The following is a 21,340-nucleotide window of genomic DNA, read 5'->3' as shown; positions in this document are numbered from 1 at the left end:
CAGCATGCAAATCGCAATTGTGCTCTATCCGGGGATGACCGCGCTCGACGCGATCGGGCCGTACGAGGTGCTGCGATTGCTGCCGGGCGTGGATCTTCGGTTCGTCTGGAAAGAGCCCGGTCCGATCACCACCGACAGTGGCGTGCTGATCCTGGGTGCAACACATTCCTTCGACGAAACCCCTACGCCCGATGTACTTCTCATCGGCGGTTCGTCGACAGCTGCGACAGTCGCCGCCGACAAGGTCGTGCTCGACTGGGTGCGGAAGGCACACGAGACGACGACGTGGACTGCATCCGTCTGTACCGGATCGTTGGTCCTCGCGACGGCAGGTCTGCTCGACGGAAAGCCCGCGACCGGCCACTGGATGGCACATTCGGCTCTGGCGGGGCTCGGCGCACAGGTGCAGCGTGACCAGCGGATCGTGCAAGTCGGCAAGATCGTCACGGCAGCGGGCGTCTCGCAGGGATCGACCTCGGGCTATGGCTTGCAGCCGAAATCGCGGGACAAGAGGTCGCGGAAGCAATCCAATTGGCCATCGAATACGACCCCCAACCGCCCTTCGACAGCGGTCATCTCAGCAAGGCATCCGCAGCGACCAAGCGCAAGGTCGCGATGCTGTTCGCGCGCCAGGGCGCAGAGATCGGTGTCGCAAATCCGACCGCCATGGTTCGCGAGTCGGCAGCGATGGCTCAGCTGGCCTGGACCGGTGCGATCAAGAAGGCGCGGACGCGACGGAGACTGACCGCCAGTTGACTGCACGCATCGGAACCGTCCGACCTCGTGGCGTAAGCTTTGCTCGCGCGCGAGTGGCGGAATGGCAGACGCGCCACACTTAGGATGTGGTGTCCAACGGACGTGGGGGTTCAAGTCCCCCCTCGCGCACAGTGGCGATTCATGTCATACCACCACGAATAGTCTCACCAGCGACCCACCGGTATCTTCGTAGTCGATGACGAGTGCAACCGAACGCAATGCAGACGCGGCCGATCATGGCCGACGTCGGCACCGTGCGTCGCTGATCATCCTCGTGATCGTCGCCTCGCTGGGCTGTCTTGCGCTCGGTTGGTGGCAGTGGACACGCTTCGAATCGGCGGGCGGGACCGGCCAGAACCTCGGCTACGCGCTGCAATGGCCGCTGTTCGCCGGATTTGTCGTCTATGCCTACCGCCGATTTGTGCAACTCGAAGACGAGGCCGAAGATCCATCGAGCACGCCGAAGAAGAAGGTCGTCGTTCGCGAAGTACCCGTCGGCCTGTTGCCCGAGCGTCCCAGTGCTGCACGCGACGACCAAGACCCGCAGATGCGGGAGTACAACCGATACCTCGCGGAGCTCTCGGCTCGCGAGACCGATAGGAGCACCAAGTGACGGCGAGTCAGGACAGCGCGACAGCACCCGCGAGCCAGACCAACAAGAAGATCGCGAGTTCGCTGCTGCGTTATCGAGTTCTCGCCTACGCCACAGGCATCTGGCTGCTGGTGCTGACCGTCGACATCATCGTCAAATACGGCTTCGGCGTGCACACGCCCAGTTGGATCGCCGTGGTGCACGGGTGGGTGTACTTCGTCTACCTGATCATGACGATCGACCTGGCCGTAAAGGTTCGCTGGCCTGCGCTGCGCACGGTGGGGACCCTGCTCGCGGGAACCATCCCGTTCCTGTCATTCGTCATCGAGCATCGCCGGACAGCTCAGGTCAAGCGCGACTTCAACGTCTAGGCGCTAAACCAACACAGCACTACACCAACGCAGCGAGCGACGGCACGAGCTGACGCAGTGCACGCCCGCGGTGTGACTCGGCATCCTTCTCGGCAGGCGTGAGCTCCGCCGAAGTGCGGTTGCCGCCGGTGGGAACGAAGATGGGGTCGTAGCCGAATCCGCCGTCTCCCCGCGGCTCCCGTGTGATGGTGCCCGTCCACTCGCCGCGCACGACGATCTTGTCGCCGTCCGGCGTCACCAACGCGCACGCCGATACGAATCGCGCGCCACGACGGATGTCGGGAACGTCGGCGAGTTGCGCAAGCAGCAGGGTCGTGTTCGCGTCGTCGTCACCATGGGTGCCCGACCAACGCGCCGACAGGACGCCCGGCATCGAGTTGAGGGCATCGACTTCCAACCCGGAATCATCGGCAACGCAAGCCAACCCGGTGGCAGCTGCACCGTCTCGGGCCTTGACAACTGCGTTCGCTTCGAACGTCGCTCCTGTTTCGGGCGTCTCGTCGAACGGCGCCACCTCGTCGAGGCCCACCAATTCGATTCCGACGACACCGCTTTCCGCGAGAACCCGGCGAAGCTCGTTGAGCTTCTTCGGATTCCGACTTGCGACGAGAAGTCGCCTGCCACCCGAGTCAGGCACCGAACTTCTTCTTCGCCGGCTCCTTCGGCTCGGGCAAGATGCCGGGGTACGGCAGCGCCAGCGCTTCTTTCTGAACGACGAACAACTGCTCGGCACCGGCGAACGCCAGGTCGAGCATCTTGTCCAAGGTCGACCGCGGGAAGGTCGCGCCCTCACCCGTGCCCTGGATCTCGACCAGCGTTCCGGTGTCGGTCGCGACGACGTTCATGTCCACCTCGGCGCGCGAATCCTCTTCGTACGGCAGATCGAGGCGGACGCGACCGTCGACGACGCCGACGCTGACTGCGGCGATGGCACACGAGATCGGTTGCGGGTCCGCCAGCTTGTCGGCGGCCCGCAGGTAGGTCACGGCATCCGAAAGGGCCACGTACGCACCGGTGATCGCCGCGGTCCGGGTGCCGCCGTCGGCTTGGAGCACGTCGCAGTCGATGGCGATGGTGTTCTCACCGATCGCTGCGAGGTCGATGCATGCACGCAGGGAGCGCCCGACCAGCCTGCTGATCTCCTGGGTACGCCCACCGACCTTGCCCTTGACGGACTCGCGGCCGCTACGGGTGTGGGTCGCCGCGGGAAGCATCGCGTACTCGGCGGTCAACCACCCCAGCCCCGATCCCTTCCGCCAACGCGGCACGTCGGCCTCGACGCTGGCTGTGCACATCACCCTGGTCTTACCGAACTCCACCAGCACGGAACCTGCTGGGTGATCGGTGAATCCACGGGTGATACGGATTTCGCGGAGCTCGTCGTCCGCCCTGCCATCGGCTCTTCTCGACACGACAAAAGCCTAGCCGCACTCAGAGATCGAAGACCTCGCCGGGTGAAACAGCATGCACGGGTCCGGAGAATTCGGCCTTCGCTTCGGCGATCACATCCTCGCGGGACGTCCACGGCGGAATGTGGGTGAGTAGCAACTCCCCCACCCCGGCGCGAGCAGCGACCTGCCCTGCCTCGGTTCCGGAAAGGTGAACGCCCGGCGGACGATTCGGCGGGTCATGGGTCCACGATGCCTCCGCCAACAGGACGTCGGCTCCGCGCGCAAGATCGACGACCATGTCGCAGATCCCGGTGTCACCGGTGTAGACGAAAGTGCGTCCGGAATCCGTGGCGAACCGCAATCCATACGACTCGGGCGGATGGTCCATGCGCATCGGCGTCACCGAATTGCCACCGCCGAAGTCGACGGAGACACCCGCTTGCCACGGCCGCAGATCGATCGTGTCCGACCAGTCGTCGGTTTCGCCACCGACCTCCGCGGACGCGTTCCCGATGCGCAGGGAGGTATCCGAGGGCCCATAGACCACCGCCCTCCCCGTCGGCGGGTTCGGGTGGTAGCGCCGCCACACCAACAAGCCAGGGAGGTCGAGGCAATGGTCGGCATGGAGGTGCGTCAGAAAAACCGAAACCTCGCCGGGATCTGCATGGCGCTGCAGAACGCCGAGCACGCCCGGACCGAAGTCGACGACCACGGGTGTCATGTCCGGTGCGGTCAGTAGATATCCCGACGCAGCGGAATCCGGGCCGGAGACACTGCCCGAACACCCGAGGACGGTAAGACGCATAACCGCCATGCTGCCACGATCTGGGCGGCGCCAAAAAGCTTCCCCGAGATTCGTCGGGGTGACTTCACAAATGCCGCGGAAATGTGACCTGACCCGGTACCGCCAGACACAGACAACAGTTGAAACGCGAGAAGGGCAATCAGCCGGCAACGGCGGGTTTGCGCCTCGCTGCGCGCTGATCCGAGGACAGCACCCAGGCCGCGATCAGCCCGCCTATCGCGCCGAACAGATGACCCTGCCAGGAAATTCTCGGATCGCTGGGCAGCACGCCCCACAGCAGGCTGCCGTAGAACACCAGGACGACCAGACCGATGAGGATCTGCATCGCGGAGCGATTGAAAATGCCCCGCGCCAGCAAGAACGTCAGCCAGCCGAAGATCAGCACCGACGCTCCGATGTGGACGCTGCCCGATCCGCCGGTCAGCCAGGTGCCGATACCGCCGACGATCCACACCACGGCGGTAGCGGTGATTCCGCGGGCAATACCCGCCATCAACGACAGGAAGCCGAGCACCAGCATGGGAATCGTGTTGGCAATCAGATGCCCCCAGCCGAAGTGCAGCATCGGCGCGAACAGGATTCCCCAAAGGCCGTCGACCTCGCGGGGCTCGACGCCGGCCTGATCGAGCCGGTGATTGGCGAGCACGTCGACCGCTTCGATGGCGTAGAGCAACACGGTGAACGCGACGATGATCGCGGCGGCCTGCATCCAGAGCGGGCGACCGTCGCGCGGCGGTTTCATCGAGGTCGGCGGGTTCGAGGGGGCATTGACGGCAGGACGGGTCGTCGCCGAGGAGGACTTGTCGAGCGATGCGCGAATGGCATCGATTCGGGCGGGGTCGAAGGACGGACCCATACTTCCCGTCATCTTCGTCAGCTCCTTACGCCCACAACTGGCCGTCCAACCGATCTTCGGCTTCTTCCAGCGTACCGTCGTATGCGCCGGTCGACAGATACTTCCACCCGGCGTCGCAGACGACGAAGGCGATGTCGGCGCGCGTTCCGGCAGCGATCGCCTTGCGGCTGACCCCCAAGGCGGCATGCAGAATCGCGCCGGTCGAGATGCCTGCGAAGATGCCTTCTTCGAGCACCAACTCCCGGGTCCGGCGCACGGCATCGAAGGGGCCGACCGAAAAACGCGAGCTCAGCACCGACTCGTCGTAGAGCTCGGGAACGAAGCCTTCGTCGATATTGCGAAGTCCGTAAACCAGTTCGCCGTAACGCGGTTCGGCGGCGACTATCTCGATACCCGGAACCTGTTCGCGCAGATAGCGTCCCGATCCCATCAGGGTTCCGGTGGTGCCGAGACCGGCGACGAAATGGGTGATCTCGGGAAGATCGCGCAGCAGCTCCGGACCCGTGCCTTCGTAGTGCGCCAACGCATTTGCGGGGTTGCCGTACTGGTAGAGCATCACCCAGTCGGGATGTTCGGCGGCAATCTGCTTTGCCATGGCGACCGCCTGATTCGACCCGCCCGCGGCAGGCGAGTCGATGATCTCCGCGCCGTACATGGTGAGCAGTTGCCTGCGCTCGATCGACGTGTTCTCGGGCATCACACAGATCAGCTTGTAGCCCTTGAGCTTCGCCGCCATTGCGAGCGAAATGCCGGTGTTGCCGCTGGTCGGCTCGAGAATCGTTGCGCCAGGCCGTAATTGCCCGTCGCGTTCGGCCTGTTCGATCATCGACAGGGCAGGGCGATCCTTGATGGAGCCCGTCGGGTTGCGATCCTCCAGCTTCGCCCACAGCCGGACGTGGTCGTCGCCGTCCCATTTGGGCGAGAGCCGCTGCAGCCCGACCAGCGGGGTATCACCGAGCGATGCGATCAGAGAATCGAAGCGCGCCACGGGCGTTCAGCCGCCCGCGACAGCCGGGAGGATGGTGACGCTGTCGCCATCGGCGACCGTGGTGTCGAGTCCACCGGAGAACCGAACGTCCTCGTCGTTGACGTAGACGTTGACGAAGCGATGCAGCTTGCCATCGTTGAGCAGGCGTTCCTTGAGACCGCCGTGGTTGGCATCCAGATCGTCGATGACGGCGGACAATGTGGAACCCGTTGCCTCGACGCGCTTTTCGCCGTCGGTGTAGGTGCGGAGAATGGTGGGAATGGACACGGTAACTGCCATGGGAACTCCTGTGCTCGAAGGGTGTTTCTAGGTTTGGGCGGGTTGATAGTTCTCGACCACGTCGACCTGTTCTTCGGTGACCACGCCGTTCAGAATCCGATAGCTGCGCAACTCGTGTTGCGCCGGATCGCGGGTGGATATCAACACGTAGTGCGCGTCGGGTTCGGATGCGAACGAAATGTCGGTGCGACTCGGGTAGGCCTCGGTTGCGGTGTGCGAGTGATAGATCACGACGGGCGTCTCGTCCGCGTCGTCCATCTCTCGCCACAGGCGCAGCTGCTCCCCGGAGTCGAAGCGATAGAACGTCGGCGAGCGCTCGGCATTGACCATCGCGACGTGACGCTGGGGACGGTCGGAACCCTCAGGGCCCGCGATGATTCCGCACGCCTCGTCGGGGTGATCCGCTCTCGCATGCGCCACCATCGCATCGACCAAATCGGCCCTGATGACCAGCACGTGCTCAACCTTTCCGTTGATTCAGGCGAATGCCGACGACAACAGCTCACGATATGCGGGTATTCCCGCGACGGATGTGGCGGCCAGGACCGCACCGACGATCGCGCGCTCCACACACACCGCCGACGCCGCGCATACCGCGCCCATCATCGGCAGCTCCTGCGGAAAGGCTGATGGCAGCGGATCGCCGGCGTCCGACGCAACGAAAGTTCCCGTGGCCAGGGCAAACATGGTGTCGCCGTCGAGCGGTGAATGCGCAGGCCTGATTGCCCGCGCAAGGCCGTCGTGGGCCGTGATCGCCATTCGGCGGCACGCGGACGAACTCAGTGCTGCATCCGTCGCGACCACGCCGATGGTGGTGTTCAGCGTCGTGCCCTTAGGAGCGAGATCGACGAACGCGGACCGCTGCGACTCGTCGGGCGCTCGCAGTCCGAACGATGCAGGGCCGTCGGTGGCGGTCCCCCACGGCAACCCCAGCCGCGGATCGACGACGGACCCGACCGGATTGGCGACCACCAACGCGCCCACCGTCACGCCGTCGGCGACGCCCCCGGTGATGGTGACGCTCGCGGTACCGACTCCGCCCTTCAACGATCCCGCTCTCGCACCGACACCCGCGCCCACCGAGCCAGTCGCGAAGTCCGTCGCCGCAGCGTCGGCAGCTCGGTAACCGAATTCGGCGGTCGGGCGCGTGGCCCAATCGCCGACGGGTAGATCGAAGATCACCGCGCCGGAAACGATCGGCACAACCTGTCCGGGCTGCCCCATCGGAATGCCTTCACCGTGCTCTTCGAGCCATCGCATGACGCCGTCGGCTGCGGCAAGCCCGTAGGCGCTACCTCCGGACAGGAGCACGGCGTGGACCTGCTGAATCGTGTTGCTCGGTTCCAACAGATCCGTCTCGCGGGTGCCCGGCCCGCCGCCGCGAACGTCGACCGATGCTGTTGCGCCACCGGGCACGCGGATCACGGTGCACCCAGTCGCAGAGCCGGTTCCCGGTGTCGACTCGTCAGCTGTCGTCGCGTCCGGATCCAGGGCGTGGTGATGGCCGACCAGCACGCCGGTCACGTCCGCCAACGAGTTCCGTACACCCGGCTTCATCTAGGGAGCCATGTTCATCTAAGGCGCCATGGCTTGCAGGAGCGAATCCTGGATCCAGGTCAACCAGTGATACACGTCCAGATGCGGCGCGCGCGGGTCGTCGGGCTCCAGATGATCAGGCGTATCGGCATCGATCTGCAATGTCGTGCCAAGGGCGAGGCGAACGTCGTTCAGGCCGTTCAGCCACGCATCGGCCTGCTCGCGGGTCAACAGAATCCGGCCGCCCTCGGCAGGCACCGTCTCCAGGATCACCTGGCCTGCCGCGAGCTTCTCGTCGATGATCTCCGGCTCGTGCAAGCTGCGCAGCGCCCCGTTCATGTCGGCGCGGTCGTCGTCGGGCTTGTCCGGGTCGCTGCGGTGAAAGTCGGGCAGCAGTCGGGCCAGCGTCGCGTCGTCAGGGGGCGTGTTGTTGCCCATCCGCAGCCCGGTGAGCGCGGCGAGATCGTCTTCGGGAACCGAGTCGGCGCGTTCGTGGAGTAGACCGAGCACCGATCCGACCAGCGATCGCAGCACAGCGGCTTCGCGTGCATCCATGTCGGTGCGCAGCCTCACGCCGCCCAGCGAATTCTTTCGGGTCCACGTCCGCACGTCGGTACCTGTAGGTCCCTTTCGGGTTGTGGTCAGTTGTGAATTACTGGTCTTCGCGCTGCATGGTGGCCCAGAGTCCCGCGGCATGCAACCTGCGTACATCCTGTTCCATCTTGTCGCGCGAGCCGGACGACACCACAGCTTTGCCCTCTTGGTGCACCTTCATCATCAGCTCGGTTGCCTTGGCTTTGCTGTAACCGAACAGCTTTTGGAAGATGTATGCAACGTAATGCATGAGATTGACCGGGTCGTCCCACACGATGGTGACCCAGGGCCGATCCTGGGCTTCATCGACTTCCTCGACCTCCGCCGTTTGCGGCGTGGCCTGCGGCGCGGCCGGAACTCTGGCCGTGGGAACTGTCGTCGTGCGCAGAGCCATATTCCAAGGGTACGACGCGGTATGCGAACCACAACACCCGGTTGAGCAGGTACTCGTAAAGTTGTCGCCGTGGCCAACCAAACGCATGCGCCCGACGCCACCGTCGCGCACACCAGCACTGCCCTGCTCACCGATCAATACGAGCTGACCATGCTCGCGGCGGCACTGGCCGACGAATCCGCACAGCGCACGTGCACTTTCGAGGTATTCGCCCGCCGGCTCCCGAACGGCAGGCGCTACGGAGTGGTCGCAGGCACGGGTCGGTTGCTCGACGCGTTGGCGAACTTCCGCTTCGGAGCGGACGAGCTGAACATCGTCGCGAAATTCCTCGACGATCGCACCGTCGCGTGGCTCCGCGACTACCGATTCGGCGGCGACATCGACGGCTACCGCGAAGGTGACCTGTACTTTCCCGGTTCACCGATCCTGTCGGTGCGAGGAACGTTTGCCGAATGTGTGCTTCTGGAAACGCTCGCGCTGTCGATCCTCAATCACGACAGTGCGATCGCGTCGGCCGCAGCACGCATGGTCAGCGCCGCGGACGGCCGGGCGACGATCGAAATGGGGTCGCGTCGAACCCATGAACAAGCGGCGCCCGCGAGTTCGCGCGCCGCGTACCTGGCAGGCTTCACCGCCACCTCCAACCTCGAAGCCGTTCGCCGCTACGGCATTCCCGGAACCGGAACCAGCGCCCATGCCTTCACCCTGCTCCACACCGACACCGACGGACCCCACGAGGCCGACGCCTTCCGAACTCAGGTCCGAGCTCTCGGTGTAGGCACCACGCTACTGGTGGATACCTACGACATCACCGAGGGCGTGCGCATCGCAGTCGAGGTGGCAGGGCCCAAGCTCGGCGGTGTGCGCATCGACTCGGGCGATCTCGGCGTTCTCGCGCGTCAGGTCCGCAAGCAACTCGACGAACTGGGGGCCACCGAAACCAAGATCGTGCTGTCCGGCGATCTGGACGAGCACGCAATCGCTGCCTTGCGGGTCGAACCAGTCGACTCCTACGGAGTCGGAACGTCGCTGGTGACAGGATCAGGTGCGCCGACCGCAGGCATGGTCTACAAGTTGGTCGAGGTGGACGGTGTTCCCGTTGCGAAACGCAGCAGCCACAAGGAGTCGATCGGCGGAACCAAGCGCGCATCACGACTGGCTCGCAGCACAGGGACCGTCGTGGAGGAAGTGGTGTATCTCGCCAAGAACCCCGCACCCGATCCCGGTGGATTGCAGGTGCGGGAGTTGATGATTCCGCTGGTGCGATCCGGTGAGAAGGTTCCCGACCTGCCCGATCTCGCCGACGCCCGCGCACTGGTGGCGCAGGGCCTGATCAGTCTGCCGTGGGAGGGCCTGAAGTTGTCCAACGGCGAACCGGCAATCCCGACCACCTTCGTCGGATGAGAGGAACGCTCGCGCCAACGACAGCCCTGATCGTCGTCGACATCCAGAACGATTTCTGCGAAGGCGGATCCTTGGCCGTAGCCGGGGGCTCGGCGGTCGCCACAGCGGTATCGGACCTGCTTCGCTCCGAGAACCAGTACGCCGCCGTCGTCGCGACCCGCGACTATCACATCGATCCGGGCGCCCATTTCTCCGAGAACCCCGACTTCGTCGACACGTGGCCACCGCATTGCCGAGTCGGTACGCCCGGCGCGGATTTCCACACCAATTTCGATCTGACCGCGGTCGACGAGATCTTCTCCAAGGGCGAGTACTCCGCGGCGTACTCGGGATTCGAGGGCGCGTCGGCGAACGGCGAACCCCTCGCCGACTGGCTGGAGTCGCGCAATATCGACGCTGTCGACATCGTCGGCATCGCCACCGATCACTGTGTCCGCGCCACCGCACTCGATGCCGCAGCCAGCGGCCTGCGGACCCGCGTGCTGCTCGGACACACCGCCGGCGTCGCCCCCGAGAGCGTCGAGAAGGCGTTGACGGCGCTGCGGGACGCCGGAGTGGAACTTGTCGGGCAGGTCGGCGAGCGGCAGTAGCCGCGTCGCGGACGGCGTGGTCGGTGGTTGGCAGTAACCTTCTTCGGTGCCCGAACTCCCGATCGTCCCCGAACTGCTGAAAACGGCGGTCAAGGCGTTGGGTGGAACCGATCGCGCCGCCCAGCTCACCATGGCATCGGCAGTGGCACACGCCATCGACACAGGCGAACACCTGGCGGTGCAGGCGGGCACCGGCACCGGCAAGTCGTTGGCGTATCTGGTGCCGAGCGTGCGCCACGCTGTCGACTCGGGTCGGACCGTGGTGATTTCCACCGCCACCATCGCACTGCAGCGGCAGCTGATCGATCGTGATCTCCCCCGGCTCGCCGACGCGTTGCAGCCGTCGCTCGGCCGCCCGGTCGAATTCGCGATCCTCAAGGGCCGCAACAACTATCTGTGCCTCAACAAGCTCAACAGCGCGATTCCCGACGACCCGCCCGAAGCCGAGTTGTTCGATGCGTTCGCAGTCTCCCGGCTCGGCCGCGAGGTACAGCGACTGAACAAATGGTCCTCGGACACCGAGACCGGCGATCGAGACGAAGTGGTACCCGGCGTCAGCGATCAGGCGTGGCGCCAGGTAAGCGTCTCGTCCCGCGAATGCCTCGGCAAGTCTCGCTGCCCGTACGGCGAGGATTGCTTCGCCGAGCTGGCACGCACGACATCCGCGAAGGCCGACGTCGTGGTCACCAATCATGCACTGCTCGCCATAGACGCCATCACCGGAATCGCAGTGCTGCCGGAGCACGACGTCGTCGTGATCGACGAGGCTCACGAGCTGGTGGATCGTGTCACCGGCGTCGCGACCGCCGAACTCAGTTCGGCCGCGATCTCCGCGGCTGCGCGCAGGTGCACCAAGTTGGTCGAAGAAGAAGAGGTCGACCGACTCGACGGTGCGGCAGAGGCCTGGGCAGGCGTGTTGGAGGAGATGAGCGCGTCACGGTGGGACGCCATGCCGGAAGGCGTGGATGCCGTTCTCGCGCTGGTCCGAGACTCGGCGTGGGCAGTGCGCACGGCGGTCGCACCGACACGCCCAGGCATGGCGGCATCGGACCCCGAGGCCGCGGCGGCGCGCACCCAGGCGTTGGCCGCCGTCGACGAAGTCCACGACAACGCGGTGCGCGCCCTCGGCGCATTCGACGAGCCGGACCCCGCCAAACGTCGTGACGTGGTGTGGCTGGCGGTCGACGACTTCCGTGGCAACACCAAGCGGGTGCTGCGCATGGCACCGCTGTCGGTCGGCGGATTGCTGCGTGCTCGTCTGTTCGCCGAATCGACCGTGGTGCTGACATCGGCGACGTTGCAGGTCGGCGGCTCGTTCGACGGGCTCGCGATCAACTGGGGACTTCCTGCACAAGCTGCGGCGCGCAGTGATACGGCGATGGCATCCGGCGCCGAACCGCCCGCCGACGAGACGTCGATCAAGTGGAGTTCACTCGACGTCGGCTCCCCCTTCGACCACGCCAAGTCCGGAATCCTCTACGTGGCAAAGCATTTGCCGCCTCCCGGTCGCGACGGACTTGCTGCGTCCTACCTCGACGAAATCTTCGAGCTCATCACCGCGGCCGGCGGTAGGACCCTGGGTCTGTTCTCATCCATGCGCGCCGCGAAGGCAGCAACCGAAGCGCTGCGGGAGCGGCTCGACACCCCGGTTCTGTGCCAGGGCGAGGACGCGACGGGCGCGCTGGTGACCAAGTTCGCCGCCGACGAATCGGCGTCGCTGTTCGGGACGTTATCGCTGTGGCAGGGCGTCGACGTGCCAGGACCGTCGCTGACGTTGGTGATCCTGGATCGCATTCCGTTTCCCCGGCCCGACGATCCACTGCTGGTCGCCCGCCAGCGCGCCGTCGAATCCCGAGGTGGAAACGGCTTCATGGCAGTGGCGGCGAACCACGCGGCATTGCTCCTCGCGCAAGGTACGGGTCGACTGCTCCGCAGCGTCGACGATCGCGGCGTCGTCGCAGTGCTCGATCCCCGCCTCGCTACCGCGCGCTACGGGGGCTACCTGCGGGCATCGCTGCCGCCGTACTGGGAGACATCCGATCCCGCCGTCGTTCGCAAGGCGCTGAAGCGACTGGCCGCCAAGTAGGCGCGCTCAAGGCACGACGACGATCGGGCAGCAGGCGTGCCGCGCAAGCCAGGCAGGCACAGATCCCGCAACGTGATGTCGCCGATGCTCCGGCGCCCCGACGACTATCGCGTTGGCAGTTCGGGCGGTGGCGATCTGCTCGAGTTGCCGCGCGGTATCACCGGTCCTCTCGATCAGTTCGACTCCGATGGACGACATGTCGACGGCGGCAGAAACTTCGGCATGAAGCCAGCCCGCGAGGTCGCGCTCGCTCTTTTCGGAACCGGCATCACAGGCCGGATTGACGAAGCCCATGTCGAACCCCGGGTTCATCGATGACACGTACGCCACCACCAAAGACTCGCTTGCGTTGCGCGCCATCTGCACTCCGTACGCGAGCGCGCGGCGGCTGGCCTGCGAGCCGTCGAAACCCACGACAACGGGATGACCGGTGGTGGACGGGGTGTGGTTGGACTGAACAGCTGCGGGTGTCTCGTCAACAGTCATGACCGGCTCCTCGGCTTTGTTGTTTACCGCAAGTATTGAGATTACTTTGGTCAGTGAGCCCTGCCAAGAGATTCCAGGAAGTGACGTCAATGGCCCTATCGGTGTCGGATCGGGTGCGCAAACGGGACAACCGCGCTGCCACCGCGATCGCACATCCGCACTACAAATGGATCGTCCTCTCCAACACGACGTTGGGTGGCCTGATCGCGACAGTGAATTCGTCGATTCTGCTGATCGCGTTGCCAGACATCTTCCGCGGCATCGCCATCGATCCCCTCGCGCCGGGCAACACCAGCCTGCTGCTGTGGCTGATCATGGGGTACCTCGTGGTCACTGCCGTTCTCGTGGTCAGTTTCGGCAGGCTCGGGGACATCTTCGGTCGAGTTCGTATGTACAACGCCGGATTTGCGGTGTTCACGGTCTTTTCGGTCCTGTTGTCGATCACCTGGATGCACGGCACCGCGGGCGCATGGTGGTTGATCGTCATGCGCATTCTGCAAGGCGTCGGCGGTGCCATGTTGATGGCGAATTCGGCGGCGATCATCACTGACTCGTTCCCCGTCGAACAGCGCGGACTCGCCCTCGGGCTCAACCAGGTGACCGGTATCGCAGGTTCGTTTCTCGGCCTGATTCTCGGCGGACTGCTCGCGCCGGTGCAGTGGCGATTGGTCTTCCTCGTCTCGGTGCCGATCGGCGTGTTCGGGACGATCTGGGCGTATCTGAAATTGCACGACACCGGAATCAAACAACCTGCCCGCCTCGACCTGTGGGGCAATGCGACATTTGCCGTCGGGTTGATCGCGGTGCTGGTCGGCATCACCTACGGCATCCAGCCCTACGGAACGCACACGATGGGCTGGACCAACCCCTGGGTACTCCTTGCCATCATCGGCGGTATCGCCGTTCTTGCGCTCTTCTGCGCGATCGAGACCAAGGTCGCCGATCCGATGTTCCGACTGAGCCTGTTCAGAATTCGGGCCTTCACCGCCGGCAACGTGGCGAGCTTGCTCGCATCGCTCGGGCGAGGTGGGTTGATGTTCATCCTGATCATCTGGCTGCAGGGCATCTGGCTCCCCCGCCACGGCTACAGCTTCGAGTCGACACCACTCTGGGCCGGGATCTACATGGTGCCGCTGACGATCGGCTTCTTGGTCGCCGGGCCGGTGTCCGGATGGCTCAGCGATCGACTGGGCGCACGACTGTTCGCTACGGGCGGCATGGTCGTCGCGGCGGTGACCTTTCTCGGATTGATGGTGTTGCCAGTCGATTTCAGTTACTGGCAGTTCGCTGTGATCTTGCTGTTCAACGGATTGGGTATGGGATTGTTCGCAGCGCCGAATCGCGCAGGAATCATGAACAGCCTGCCGCCGAACCGCCGAGGCGTCGGCGCGGGCATGAGCACGACATTCCAGAACGCTGCCATGGTGCTCTCGATCGGTATCTTCTTCAGTCTCATCATCACCGGCCTGTCGCATTCGCTGCCGGACACCATGTACAGCGGCCTCACCGCGCAGGGCGTCTCGCAGGCACAGGCTGCGCACGTAGCCGCGTTGCCACCGGTCTCGGTGATGTTTGCGTCGCTGCTCGGCTACAACCCCATCCAATCGCTGTTGGGATCGGACACGCTCGCGCACTTGCCAGCAGGCCATGCCGATTTCTTGACCGGCCGCACCTTCTTCCCGCAATTGATCTCCGAGCCGTTCTCGCAAGGCCTTACAGTCGCTTTCGGTTTCGCGATCGCGGCGTGCGCGATCGCGGCAGTCGCATCCTGGTTGCGTGGCGGGAAGTTCGTCTGCAGCGAGAACGAGAAAGATCTGGTGTGATCGAAATATGACAACCCCACTGACAACCGTTCCCGCCGAAGGCGCCGTTCGCGGCGGAATCGTCGTGCTGCAAGAGGCATTCGGCATCACCGACCACATCGTCGATGTGTGCAACCGCTTCGCAGCGGCCGGTTGGACGGCCGTCGCTCCACACTTGTTCCACCGTAAGGGCGATCCGATTCTGGCGTACGACGACCTCGAGACGGCGCTGCGACTCGTGCACTCGCTGGTCGGTACCGAGTTGGACGAGGACGTGGACGCCGCACTCGCCTCTCTCGCGTCGGCCGGTATCGAGGCGCAGAACACGGCCGTCGTCGGATACTGCATGGGCGGCAGCGTTGCGTTCCATACTGCGGTTCGACGCAGCCTGGGCGCGGCCATCACCTACTACGGTGGCGGAATCACCAACGGCCGCTTCGGTTATCCCGCCATGGTGGACGAGGTCGCCGAACTCCAGACGCCGTGGCTCGGACATTTCGGCGATATCGACAAAGGCATCCCGGTGGACCAGGTGGAAGCTCTTCGCGCGGCCACTGACTCGACTCGCACCGACACCGCGATCGACCGATACGCAACCGCTGATCACGGCTTCAACTGCAACGACCGCCCCGCAGTCTTCAACGAGGCGGCGTCGGCGCTGGCATGGACTCGTACGTTCGACTGGATGGAAGGGCATCGGCCACAACAATGATCGACCGAACCGGGATGTCGACCGCACAGCGAATCCTCACTACCTTCGAGCAGATCGCGGGCGGCCCCGTCCCGGTCGGCGTACGGAGTTGGGACGGGTCGACCGCCGGACCGTCGGACCCGGATGTCACCGTCGTGTTCCGCAACCGGCGCGCGTTACGACGGGTCCTGTGGTCCCCCAATGAAATCGGACTCGCGCGCGCGTACGTCTCCGGTGACATGGACGTCGAGGGTGATCTCTTCGCACTCATCGAGGGACCTGCGGTGATCGAACGGATTGCCCGGCGCGATCTGCGCGAGCTCGATCGACACGAAATTCGTGACATTGCAAACAATTTCCTGCGACTGGGCGCACTGGGCCTGCCACCGAAACCGCCTGCGGAGGAAGTGCGGCGCAGGGCCGGCGCCAAGCACAGCAAGGATCGCGACGCCGAGGCGGTCTCGCACCACTACGACGTCGGCAACGATTTCTACCGATTGATCCTCGGGCCGAGCATGGTCTACTCCTGTGCCTACTGGGCGACGCCAGGGAGCGGAACGCTCGAGGATGCACAATTCGCGAAGATGGATCTGATCTGCCGAAAGTTGGGACTGACAAAGGGAATGCGGCTGCTCGACGTCGGGTGCGGCTGGGGCTCGATGGCCATTCATGCGGCGACCCATTACGGCGTCGACGTGGTCGGAGTGACGATCAGTCACGAGCAGCGTGAGTTGGCCCTGAAACGAGTTGCCGAGGCAGGGATGTCGGACCGCATCGAGATCCGTCTGCAGGACTACCGCGACGTCGCCGACGGACCGTACGACGCCATCTCCAGCATCGGCATGTCCGAACATGTCGGCGATGCGCAGTTGACCAACTACGCATGCATTCTGTTCGGGCTGTTGCGGCCCGGCGGTCGACTGCTGAACCACGCGATCGCGTCGGTGGCTCCCATTGCACCGCAAGCGAAATCGCCGCAGACGTTCGTCGACCGATACATCTTCCCGGACGGCGAACTACTCCCCCTGAGTCACACGGTCGGCGCGCTGGAACGCGCCGGCTTCGAGACCCGCGACTCCGAGGCGTTGCGAGAGCACTACGCGCTGACCCTGCGCTCATGGGTCGACGATCTACGGGGCTCGTGGGACGAGGCTGTCGAGCTCGTGGGTGCAGCGCGCGCCCGCACCTGGCTGCTGTATCTGGCGGCAAGCGCGTTGTCGTTCGAGCGCGGGCGAATCACGATCCATCAGGTGCTCGCGGTACGCCGACACGAATCCGGCGCAGCTGAGATGCCGCGCACACGTGCCGGCTGGTGACGTCTATCGACCCTTTCGAGCCTCGATCTTGTGAATCAACGCGTGCAGCTTGCTGTCGGTGACCAGTTGCCGATCGACAGCTACGTTCGCGACGCCGCGCAACAGGGAGTAGATATCCCACCCGGCTGGTGCGATCGCCTGCGCTGCACGGGATTTGATTGCATCCGCGATAACTCGCGCGGCATCGTCCGCCGAGATGCGCCTGCTCAGCGGCCACGGCAGCAGGGCGTCGAGTTCGCGCCCGATCTCATCGTCGTCCATGGCGTCTCTGGTCATCTGGGTGTCGACGATGCCGAAGTACACGACACCGGCCGATGCGCCGACCGCAGCCAGCTCGATGTGCAGCGCACGCCCCAATTGCTCGACGGCAGCCTTGCTGATCATGTACGGCGAGCCGCCGACAGGCGGCGAGAACGCCGCGCACGATCCAACGACAACCACATGGCCGTGGTTCTCGACTACCTGATCCAGAGCGGGGTGAATCGTGTTGAACACACCCGTCAGGTTGATGCCGAGCACCCGATCGAAGTCCGCCGGATCGATGGTCCGCAACGTCGCGGGAGCGGGCACCACGCCTGCGTTCGCGACAACCACGTCCAGCTTGCCGAAGTGATCGGTCACCTTCTCGATGGCGGCGGCCATCGCGGGTCGGTCACGAACGTCGACGGGGACGGCAAGGGCATTGCGGCCGAGCGAATCTGCTGCCGCGGAAGCCGATGAGGTATCGCTGTCCAGGATTGCGATCCGCGCACCCCGGCCGTAGAGAATCTTCGCCGCGGCCAAGCCGATACCCTGCCCCGCACCGGTGATCACGACGACCTTGTCGCGAACGTCGAAGTCGTTCGATCCGAACGGCCACAGGCTGGGCATCAGCTCACTACCTCGAATTCGTCTCGGTCGAACTTCCTTGTCCGGTTCCGGTATTCGAAGCTCCAGTTCGGATACAGCCCGGCGTTGTCACCCTTGGCGGTGGTGTAATAGCTGTTGCAGCCGCCGGTCAACCACACAGTCGAACGGCTACGCTCGTCGACCTCCGCCATGAACGCATCCTGCACGTCCTTGCGGATCTCGACGCGTTGCGCGCCTTCGGCACGCATCAGCTTCAGGGCCTCGATGATGTAGTGAATCTGCGACTCGATCATGAAGATCGCCGACTGGTTGCCCACCGCACCGAACGGGCCGAGAGTGAAGAAGAAGTTCGGGAAACCCGAGACCACTGCGCCGAGGTAGCTACGCGGGTGCTCGAGGAACAGATCGGCGTACGTCCGACCGTCGCGGCCGCGGTAACGCTCGAAAGCTGCAGGCGGTGTGACGAATCCGGTGCCGAGCACCAAGGTGTCGACAGGGTGCTCCGCGCCTTCCTTGTCCACGATCGAGTGCGGCCGAATCTCGTCGATACCCTCGGTCACAACCTCGACGTTGTCCCGACTCAGCGCAGGCAGATAGGCATCGGAGAAGATGGCGCGCTTGCAGCCGATCATGTAGTCGGGTGTGAGCTTCTTGCGGAGCTCGGGATCGCGCACCTGCCGCAGCAACTGCAGTCGGCCCACCAATTCGTATGGGTGGCGGAAGCGCGAATCGACGAAGCCGACGAGCCCGAAGCCCTCGATTCCGGCGTAGTAGGCGCTACGAATTGCCTTGCCCACCAGCGGGACCCGACGGAGCAGAATCCGCTCGAGGCCCGGGATGGAGCGATCGACCCGCGGCATGATCCACGGCGCGGAGCGCTGGAAGACCGTCAACTTCTGTGCCAGCGGTGCGATCTCGGGAATGATCTGCACCGACGACGCGCCGGTTCCGATCACGGCGATGTTCTCGCCCTCGAAGTCGTGTTGGTGATCCCAGTCCAGCGAGTAGATGAGCTTGCCCTCGAAGGTATCCAGGCCGTCGATGTTCGGCTTCGCTGCCTCACCGAACAGCCCGGCCGCCGAGATCACGAAGTTCGCGGTCAGTGCGCCTGCGGAAGTATCCAAGTGCCACAGCGAGTTTGCCTCGGACCATTCGGCGTCCAGTAGCTCCACCTTGAAACGCATGAACCGCAGCGCGTCGTGCTCGGTGGCGACGGAACGCAGGTACTCGAGGATCTCCTCCTGCTGGCCGTAGGTCCGAGTCCAGTTCGGGTTCGGCGCGAACGCGTAGCTGTACAGGTGCGACGGCACGTCGCACGCGCAGCCCGGATAGGTGTTGCTGCTCCACACACCGCCGAGATCGTCGGCTCGCTCGAGTACCACGAAGTCCTCGAATCCGGCTTCCTGCAGCTTGACTGCCAATCCGATGCCGGCGAATCCGGCGCCGATGACGACTATCTGATGATGCTCGGGCTGATCGTTATCGGGCACCGCACCGTTGCGTTGCTCGGACATGGGTCAGTTCCTTCCGTGGAGAAATTTCACGAGTGTGCCGGCAATCGCGTCAGTGCGCGCCGAGCGAGCAAACGTGGTCAGTGCAAGCGGCGACGGGAACCGCTGGCGCGTCATCGCACGCGGGAAAGTGAACTCCTTCAAGCCTTCCGGGCCGTGCACGCGCCCGAATCCCGAGTCGCCGACGCCGCCGAGCGGCAGAGAGGGCACCGTCGCATAGGCGACGAACGCATTGATGGCGACGCCACCGGTACGCAGGCGACGCGCGATCGCTTCGCCGTTCTTGCGCGAGAACACGGTGGCACCGAGGCCGTACCTGTTCGCATTGACCAGTCCGACGGCTTCGTCCATCGACGTGACCTTGGTGATGGTCAACGTTGGGCCGAAGGTCTCCTCGGCCACGGCGAGGGAGTCTTCCGGTACGTCGACCAGAATCGTCGGCTGGACGAAATTGCCGACGATCGCGTCGAGCCCGCCCAGCACAACCCGGCCGCCCTTGGCGATGGCGTCGGTGATGTGCGCTCGAATCACCTCGACCTGACTCGGCATGGTGATGGGGCCGATCAGCCCGTCATCGGCGTCGGCCCGCACTTTCGCGGACTGCTTGACCACCTCGGACACGAACCTCTGGTACACGGATTGGTGCACGTAGACGCGCTCCACCGCAAGGCACGTCTGGCCGGCGTTGGACAGTCCACCCCACACTGCTGCGTCCGCCGCTGCGACGACGTCGGCATCGGCGTCGACGACCAACGCGTCCTTGCCGCCGCATTCCATCAGCACGGGCGTGAGGTTCTCGGCACAGGCCGCCATGACCTTCTTGCCGGTAGTCGTGGAACCGGTGAAGCCGATCTTGTCGACGGCCGAGCGGCACAGCGCCGCACCGGTGTCGCCCAATCCGGTGATCACCTGCAGCACCGGATGCTCGGGAACGACGCGATCGAAGGCATCGGCCAGCCAGTGGCCGACACCGGGGGTGAACTCGCTCGGCTTGAACACCACCGTGTTTCCCCCGGCGAGGGCGAACGAGAGGGATCCGAGCGGCGTGAAGATCGGGTAGTTCCACGGTCCGATGACGCCGACGACGCCGTACGGGAGGAACTCGACGCTCGCCGCTTGGTTCAGCGTGAGCAGGCTCGGGCTGACCGATCGGTGGCCGAGGACCTTCTCCGCGTTCCTGGTCGCCCACGCGAGATGCTCGAGTGCCATGGCGATCTCGAGCTTGCCGTCGGATACCGGCTTTCCCATCTCGGTGTTGATCAGCAACGCGAGTTCGTCTGCGCCACGCGCGATCTCACCGCGCCAGGCGTCGAGCCGCTTGGCCCGCTCGGCGAAGGTCAGCGCAGACCACCACTCGCCGGCGGCACGCGCACGAGCGACAGCGGCATCGACATCGGAGGCCTCGTGAATCGGATACGAGCCGACCACTGCGCCCGTTAGCGGGCTGTGCACATCGAACGTCGGAAGCGTCTTCGTCTTCACGATCCTCGGCCGTTGGGCGTCGGTCTGCACTGTCATCGGGTCGTTCCCTTTCCTGCCGCGGCGGTGTGCTTACGCAGATGGCCTGCGATCCCGTGCGCTATCGATCGAGTGGCGAGACGAAGCCCTGGGCCGCCCACCAGTGCGGCGGGGCGGAGCACGCTGATCGGCGTGGACACGAACGTCCATGTCAGCGTGGTGCCGTTACCCTCGTCTTCGAGTTTCAGGTCCTCCGCGAAATTCTCGAATCCCGGGCGCGATGCAGCGTCGACAGTGAACGTCATCCGCTCGCCTTCGTCCCAGCGGTAGAAGCGCTCGCGCAGCGCGACCGCGCCATGGCCCAGCGTGATGATGCGCGACGTTCCTACGCCGAACGGGCGTGGCGTCAACCATTCGATCCCGGTGACCAGCGGTGACCACGCAACGATCGCATCGTCGGCCGCCAGCGCCTCCCACACCCGCTCACGCGGCGCGGGGACATCGACTACGTGGGTGAATCGCGAGGCGGCCGTCTCGAATGTTTCGTCGCTCGACTCGTTCAACGCAAACCAGCTCGTCATATCC

Annotated in this window: 23 protein-coding genes, 1 tRNA gene and 1 pseudogene; 10 read left to right on the top strand and 15 right to left on the bottom strand. The window is 64.7% G+C overall.

What is annotated here, in order from left to right:
* Positions 1-4 precede the first annotated feature (4 nt).
* The 4 genes and pseudogenes from FOY51_RS10025 to FOY51_RS10010 all read left to right on the top strand — a co-directional run bounded on the left by FOY51_RS10025 (position 5) and on the right by FOY51_RS10010 (position 1,719).
* Positions 5-756, top strand: a pseudogene (locus FOY51_RS10025) (DJ-1/PfpI family protein).
* Positions 757-803: 47 nt separating this feature from the next.
* Positions 804-885: transfer RNA gene (locus FOY51_RS10020), tRNA-Leu, on the top strand.
* A gap of 67 nt (positions 886-952) precedes the next feature.
* The gene (locus FOY51_RS10015; protein WP_149430103.1) at positions 953-1,369 is read left to right on the top strand and encodes a transcriptional regulator; all 417 of its coding nucleotides are present in this window, start codon (positions 953-955) and stop codon (positions 1,367-1,369) included.
* On the top strand, positions 1,366-1,719 hold the full coding sequence (locus FOY51_RS10010) for a DUF3817 domain-containing protein (protein ID WP_149430102.1): 354 nt from the start codon (positions 1,366-1,368) through the stop codon (positions 1,717-1,719). The genes FOY51_RS10015 and FOY51_RS10010 overlap by 4 nt, the downstream gene beginning before the upstream one ends.
* Before the next feature lie 19 nt (positions 1,720-1,738).
* Here the strand turns inward: FOY51_RS10010 and rdgB are convergent, their stop codons facing one another.
* From rdgB to clpS, 10 genes are all read right to left on the bottom strand, one after another.
* Complete coding sequence (rdgB, locus tag FOY51_RS10005; protein ID WP_149430101.1) at positions 1,739-2,356, bottom strand: RdgB/HAM1 family non-canonical purine NTP pyrophosphatase; 618 nt, start codon at positions 2,354-2,356, stop codon at positions 1,739-1,741.
* Positions 2,349-3,131, bottom strand: coding sequence for a ribonuclease PH (gene rph, locus FOY51_RS10000; RefSeq protein WP_149430100.1), 783 nt, complete (start codon positions 3,129-3,131; stop codon positions 2,349-2,351). Before rph ends, rdgB begins: the two co-directional genes overlap by 8 nt.
* Positions 3,132-3,150: 19 nt before the next feature.
* The gene (locus tag FOY51_RS09995) at positions 3,151-3,915 is read right to left on the bottom strand and encodes a cyclic nucleotide-degrading phosphodiesterase (protein WP_149430099.1); all 765 of its coding nucleotides are present in this window, start codon (positions 3,913-3,915) and stop codon (positions 3,151-3,153) included.
* Between the two features lie 139 nt (positions 3,916-4,054).
* The gene (locus FOY51_RS09990) at positions 4,055-4,657 is read right to left on the bottom strand and encodes a rhomboid family intramembrane serine protease (protein WP_235916266.1); all 603 of its coding nucleotides are present in this window, start codon (positions 4,655-4,657) and stop codon (positions 4,055-4,057) included.
* 139 nt (positions 4,658-4,796) lie between these two features.
* Positions 4,797-5,759: a PLP-dependent cysteine synthase family protein gene (locus FOY51_RS09985; RefSeq protein ID WP_149430097.1), complete on the bottom strand. Its 963-nt coding sequence runs from the start codon at positions 5,757-5,759 to the stop codon at positions 4,797-4,799.
* A 6-nt stretch (positions 5,760-5,765) separates the two neighbouring features.
* Positions 5,766-6,038: a MoaD/ThiS family protein gene (locus tag FOY51_RS09980; RefSeq protein WP_149430096.1), complete on the bottom strand. Its 273-nt coding sequence runs from the start codon at positions 6,036-6,038 to the stop codon at positions 5,766-5,768.
* A gap of 27 nt (positions 6,039-6,065) precedes the next feature.
* The gene (locus FOY51_RS09975; protein WP_149430095.1) at positions 6,066-6,494 is read right to left on the bottom strand and encodes a M67 family metallopeptidase; all 429 of its coding nucleotides are present in this window, start codon (positions 6,492-6,494) and stop codon (positions 6,066-6,068) included.
* Between the two features lie 21 nt (positions 6,495-6,515).
* Positions 6,516-7,595, bottom strand: a complete 1,080-nt coding sequence (locus FOY51_RS09970) for a P1 family peptidase (RefSeq protein ID WP_149430094.1) — start codon at positions 7,593-7,595, stop codon at positions 6,516-6,518.
* An 18-nt stretch (positions 7,596-7,613) separates the two neighbouring features.
* The gene (aosR, locus tag FOY51_RS09965; protein ID WP_149430093.1) at positions 7,614-8,183 is read right to left on the bottom strand and encodes an oxidative stress transcriptional regulator AosR; all 570 of its coding nucleotides are present in this window, start codon (positions 8,181-8,183) and stop codon (positions 7,614-7,616) included.
* Between the two features lie 43 nt (positions 8,184-8,226).
* Complete coding sequence (clpS, locus tag FOY51_RS09960) at positions 8,227-8,562, bottom strand: ATP-dependent Clp protease adapter ClpS (RefSeq protein WP_149430092.1); 336 nt, start codon at positions 8,560-8,562, stop codon at positions 8,227-8,229.
* 69 nt (positions 8,563-8,631) lie between these two features.
* Between clpS and FOY51_RS09955 the strand changes: the two genes are divergently transcribed.
* The 3 genes from FOY51_RS09955 to FOY51_RS09945 are packed head-to-tail and all read left to right on the top strand — an operon-like array spanning position 8,632 to position 12,642.
* On the top strand, positions 8,632-9,966 hold the full coding sequence (locus FOY51_RS09955; protein ID WP_149430091.1) for a nicotinate phosphoribosyltransferase: 1,335 nt from the start codon (positions 8,632-8,634) through the stop codon (positions 9,964-9,966).
* Complete coding sequence (locus FOY51_RS09950) at positions 9,963-10,556, top strand: nicotinamidase (RefSeq protein ID WP_149430090.1); 594 nt, start codon at positions 9,963-9,965, stop codon at positions 10,554-10,556. The genes FOY51_RS09955 and FOY51_RS09950 overlap by 4 nt, the downstream gene beginning before the upstream one ends.
* Positions 10,557-10,602: 46 nt before the next feature.
* Positions 10,603-12,642, top strand: coding sequence for an ATP-dependent DNA helicase (locus tag FOY51_RS09945; RefSeq protein WP_149430089.1), 2,040 nt, complete (start codon positions 10,603-10,605; stop codon positions 12,640-12,642).
* Positions 12,643-12,648: 6 nt separating this feature from the next.
* On the opposite strand, the gene FOY51_RS09940 is transcribed toward FOY51_RS09945, so the two are convergent.
* Positions 12,649-13,128 (bottom strand): universal stress protein, encoded by a 480-nt coding sequence (locus FOY51_RS09940; protein ID WP_149430088.1) that lies wholly within the window; start codon positions 13,126-13,128, stop codon positions 12,649-12,651.
* Positions 13,129-13,217: 89 nt separating this feature from the next.
* Between FOY51_RS09940 and FOY51_RS09935 the strand changes: the two genes are divergently transcribed.
* The 3 genes from FOY51_RS09935 to FOY51_RS09925 are packed head-to-tail and all read left to right on the top strand — an operon-like array spanning position 13,218 to position 16,937.
* The gene (locus FOY51_RS09935; protein WP_149430420.1) at positions 13,218-14,951 is read left to right on the top strand and encodes an MFS transporter; all 1,734 of its coding nucleotides are present in this window, start codon (positions 13,218-13,220) and stop codon (positions 14,949-14,951) included.
* Between the two features lie 7 nt (positions 14,952-14,958).
* Complete coding sequence (locus FOY51_RS09930) at positions 14,959-15,642, top strand: dienelactone hydrolase family protein (RefSeq protein WP_149430087.1); 684 nt, start codon at positions 14,959-14,961, stop codon at positions 15,640-15,642.
* Between the two features lie 14 nt (positions 15,643-15,656).
* Complete coding sequence (locus tag FOY51_RS09925; protein ID WP_149430086.1) at positions 15,657-16,937, top strand: class I SAM-dependent methyltransferase; 1,281 nt, start codon at positions 15,657-15,659, stop codon at positions 16,935-16,937.
* Between the two features lie 3 nt (positions 16,938-16,940).
* On the opposite strand, the gene FOY51_RS09920 is transcribed toward FOY51_RS09925, so the two are convergent.
* The 4 genes from FOY51_RS09920 to FOY51_RS09905 are packed head-to-tail and all read right to left on the bottom strand — an operon-like array spanning position 16,941 to position 21,336.
* Positions 16,941-17,807: a short-chain dehydrogenase/reductase gene (locus tag FOY51_RS09920; RefSeq protein WP_149430085.1), complete on the bottom strand. Its 867-nt coding sequence runs from the start codon at positions 17,805-17,807 to the stop codon at positions 16,941-16,943.
* A complete protein-coding gene (locus FOY51_RS09915; RefSeq protein WP_149430084.1) occupies positions 17,807-19,300 on the bottom strand; it encodes a flavin-containing monooxygenase in 1,494 nt (497 codons plus the stop codon). The genes FOY51_RS09920 and FOY51_RS09915 overlap by 1 nt, the downstream gene beginning before the upstream one ends.
* 3 nt (positions 19,301-19,303) lie before the next feature.
* A complete protein-coding gene (locus FOY51_RS09910; RefSeq protein ID WP_149430083.1) occupies positions 19,304-20,815 on the bottom strand; it encodes an aldehyde dehydrogenase family protein in 1,512 nt (503 codons plus the stop codon).
* Complete coding sequence (locus tag FOY51_RS09905) at positions 20,812-21,336, bottom strand: SRPBCC family protein (protein ID WP_149430082.1); 525 nt, start codon at positions 21,334-21,336, stop codon at positions 20,812-20,814. The genes FOY51_RS09910 and FOY51_RS09905 overlap by 4 nt, the downstream gene beginning before the upstream one ends.
* Positions 21,337-21,340: the final 4 nt, after the last annotated feature.

The organism is Antrihabitans cavernicola, from assembly GCF_008297975.1.
Classification (GTDB): Bacteria; Actinomycetota; Actinomycetes; order Mycobacteriales; family Mycobacteriaceae; genus Antrihabitans; species Antrihabitans cavernicola.
This window is presented reverse-complemented; position numbering and strand designations above follow the sequence as displayed.

What these genes read in the sequence shown, in the direction of transcription:
- FOY51_RS10015 (WP_149430103.1), top strand. Translation starts at nt 953, where the DNA reads ATGACGAGTGCAACCGAACGCAATGCAGACGCGGCCGATCATGGCCGA.
- FOY51_RS09915 (WP_149430084.1), bottom strand. Translation starts at nt 19,300, where the DNA reads ATGTCCGAGCAACGCAACGGTGCGGTGCCCGATAACGATCAGCCCGAG.
- FOY51_RS09935 (WP_149430420.1), top strand. Translation starts at nt 13,218, where the DNA reads ATGGCCCTATCGGTGTCGGATCGGGTGCGCAAACGGGACAACCGCGCT.
- FOY51_RS09925 (WP_149430086.1), top strand. Translation starts at nt 15,657, where the DNA reads ATGTCGACCGCACAGCGAATCCTCACTACCTTCGAGCAGATCGCGGGC.
- FOY51_RS09930 (WP_149430087.1), top strand. Translation starts at nt 14,959, where the DNA reads ATGACAACCCCACTGACAACCGTTCCCGCCGAAGGCGCCGTTCGCGGC.
- FOY51_RS09940 (WP_149430088.1), bottom strand. Translation starts at nt 13,128, where the DNA reads ATGACTGTTGACGAGACACCCGCAGCTGTTCAGTCCAACCACACCCCG.
- FOY51_RS09910 (WP_149430083.1), bottom strand. Translation starts at nt 20,815, where the DNA reads ATGACAGTGCAGACCGACGCCCAACGGCCGAGGATCGTGAAGACGAAG.
- FOY51_RS09950 (WP_149430090.1), top strand. Translation starts at nt 9,963, where the DNA reads ATGAGAGGAACGCTCGCGCCAACGACAGCCCTGATCGTCGTCGACATC.
- clpS (WP_149430092.1), bottom strand. Translation starts at nt 8,562, where the DNA reads ATGGCTCTGCGCACGACGACAGTTCCCACGGCCAGAGTTCCGGCCGCG.
- FOY51_RS09995 (WP_149430099.1), bottom strand. Translation starts at nt 3,915, where the DNA reads ATGCGTCTTACCGTCCTCGGGTGTTCGGGCAGTGTCTCCGGCCCGGAT.
- FOY51_RS09990 (WP_235916266.1), bottom strand. Translation starts at nt 4,657, where the DNA reads ATGAAACCGCCGCGCGACGGTCGCCCGCTCTGGATGCAGGCCGCCGCG.
- FOY51_RS09905 (WP_149430082.1), bottom strand. Translation starts at nt 21,336, where the DNA reads ATGACGAGCTGGTTTGCGTTGAACGAGTCGAGCGACGAAACATTCGAG.
- FOY51_RS09980 (WP_149430096.1), bottom strand. Translation starts at nt 6,038, where the DNA reads ATGGCAGTTACCGTGTCCATTCCCACCATTCTCCGCACCTACACCGAC.
- FOY51_RS09970 (WP_149430094.1), bottom strand. Translation starts at nt 7,595, where the DNA reads ATGAAGCCGGGTGTACGGAACTCGTTGGCGGACGTGACCGGCGTGCTG.
- FOY51_RS09920 (WP_149430085.1), bottom strand. Translation starts at nt 17,807, where the DNA reads ATGCCCAGCCTGTGGCCGTTCGGATCGAACGACTTCGACGTTCGCGAC.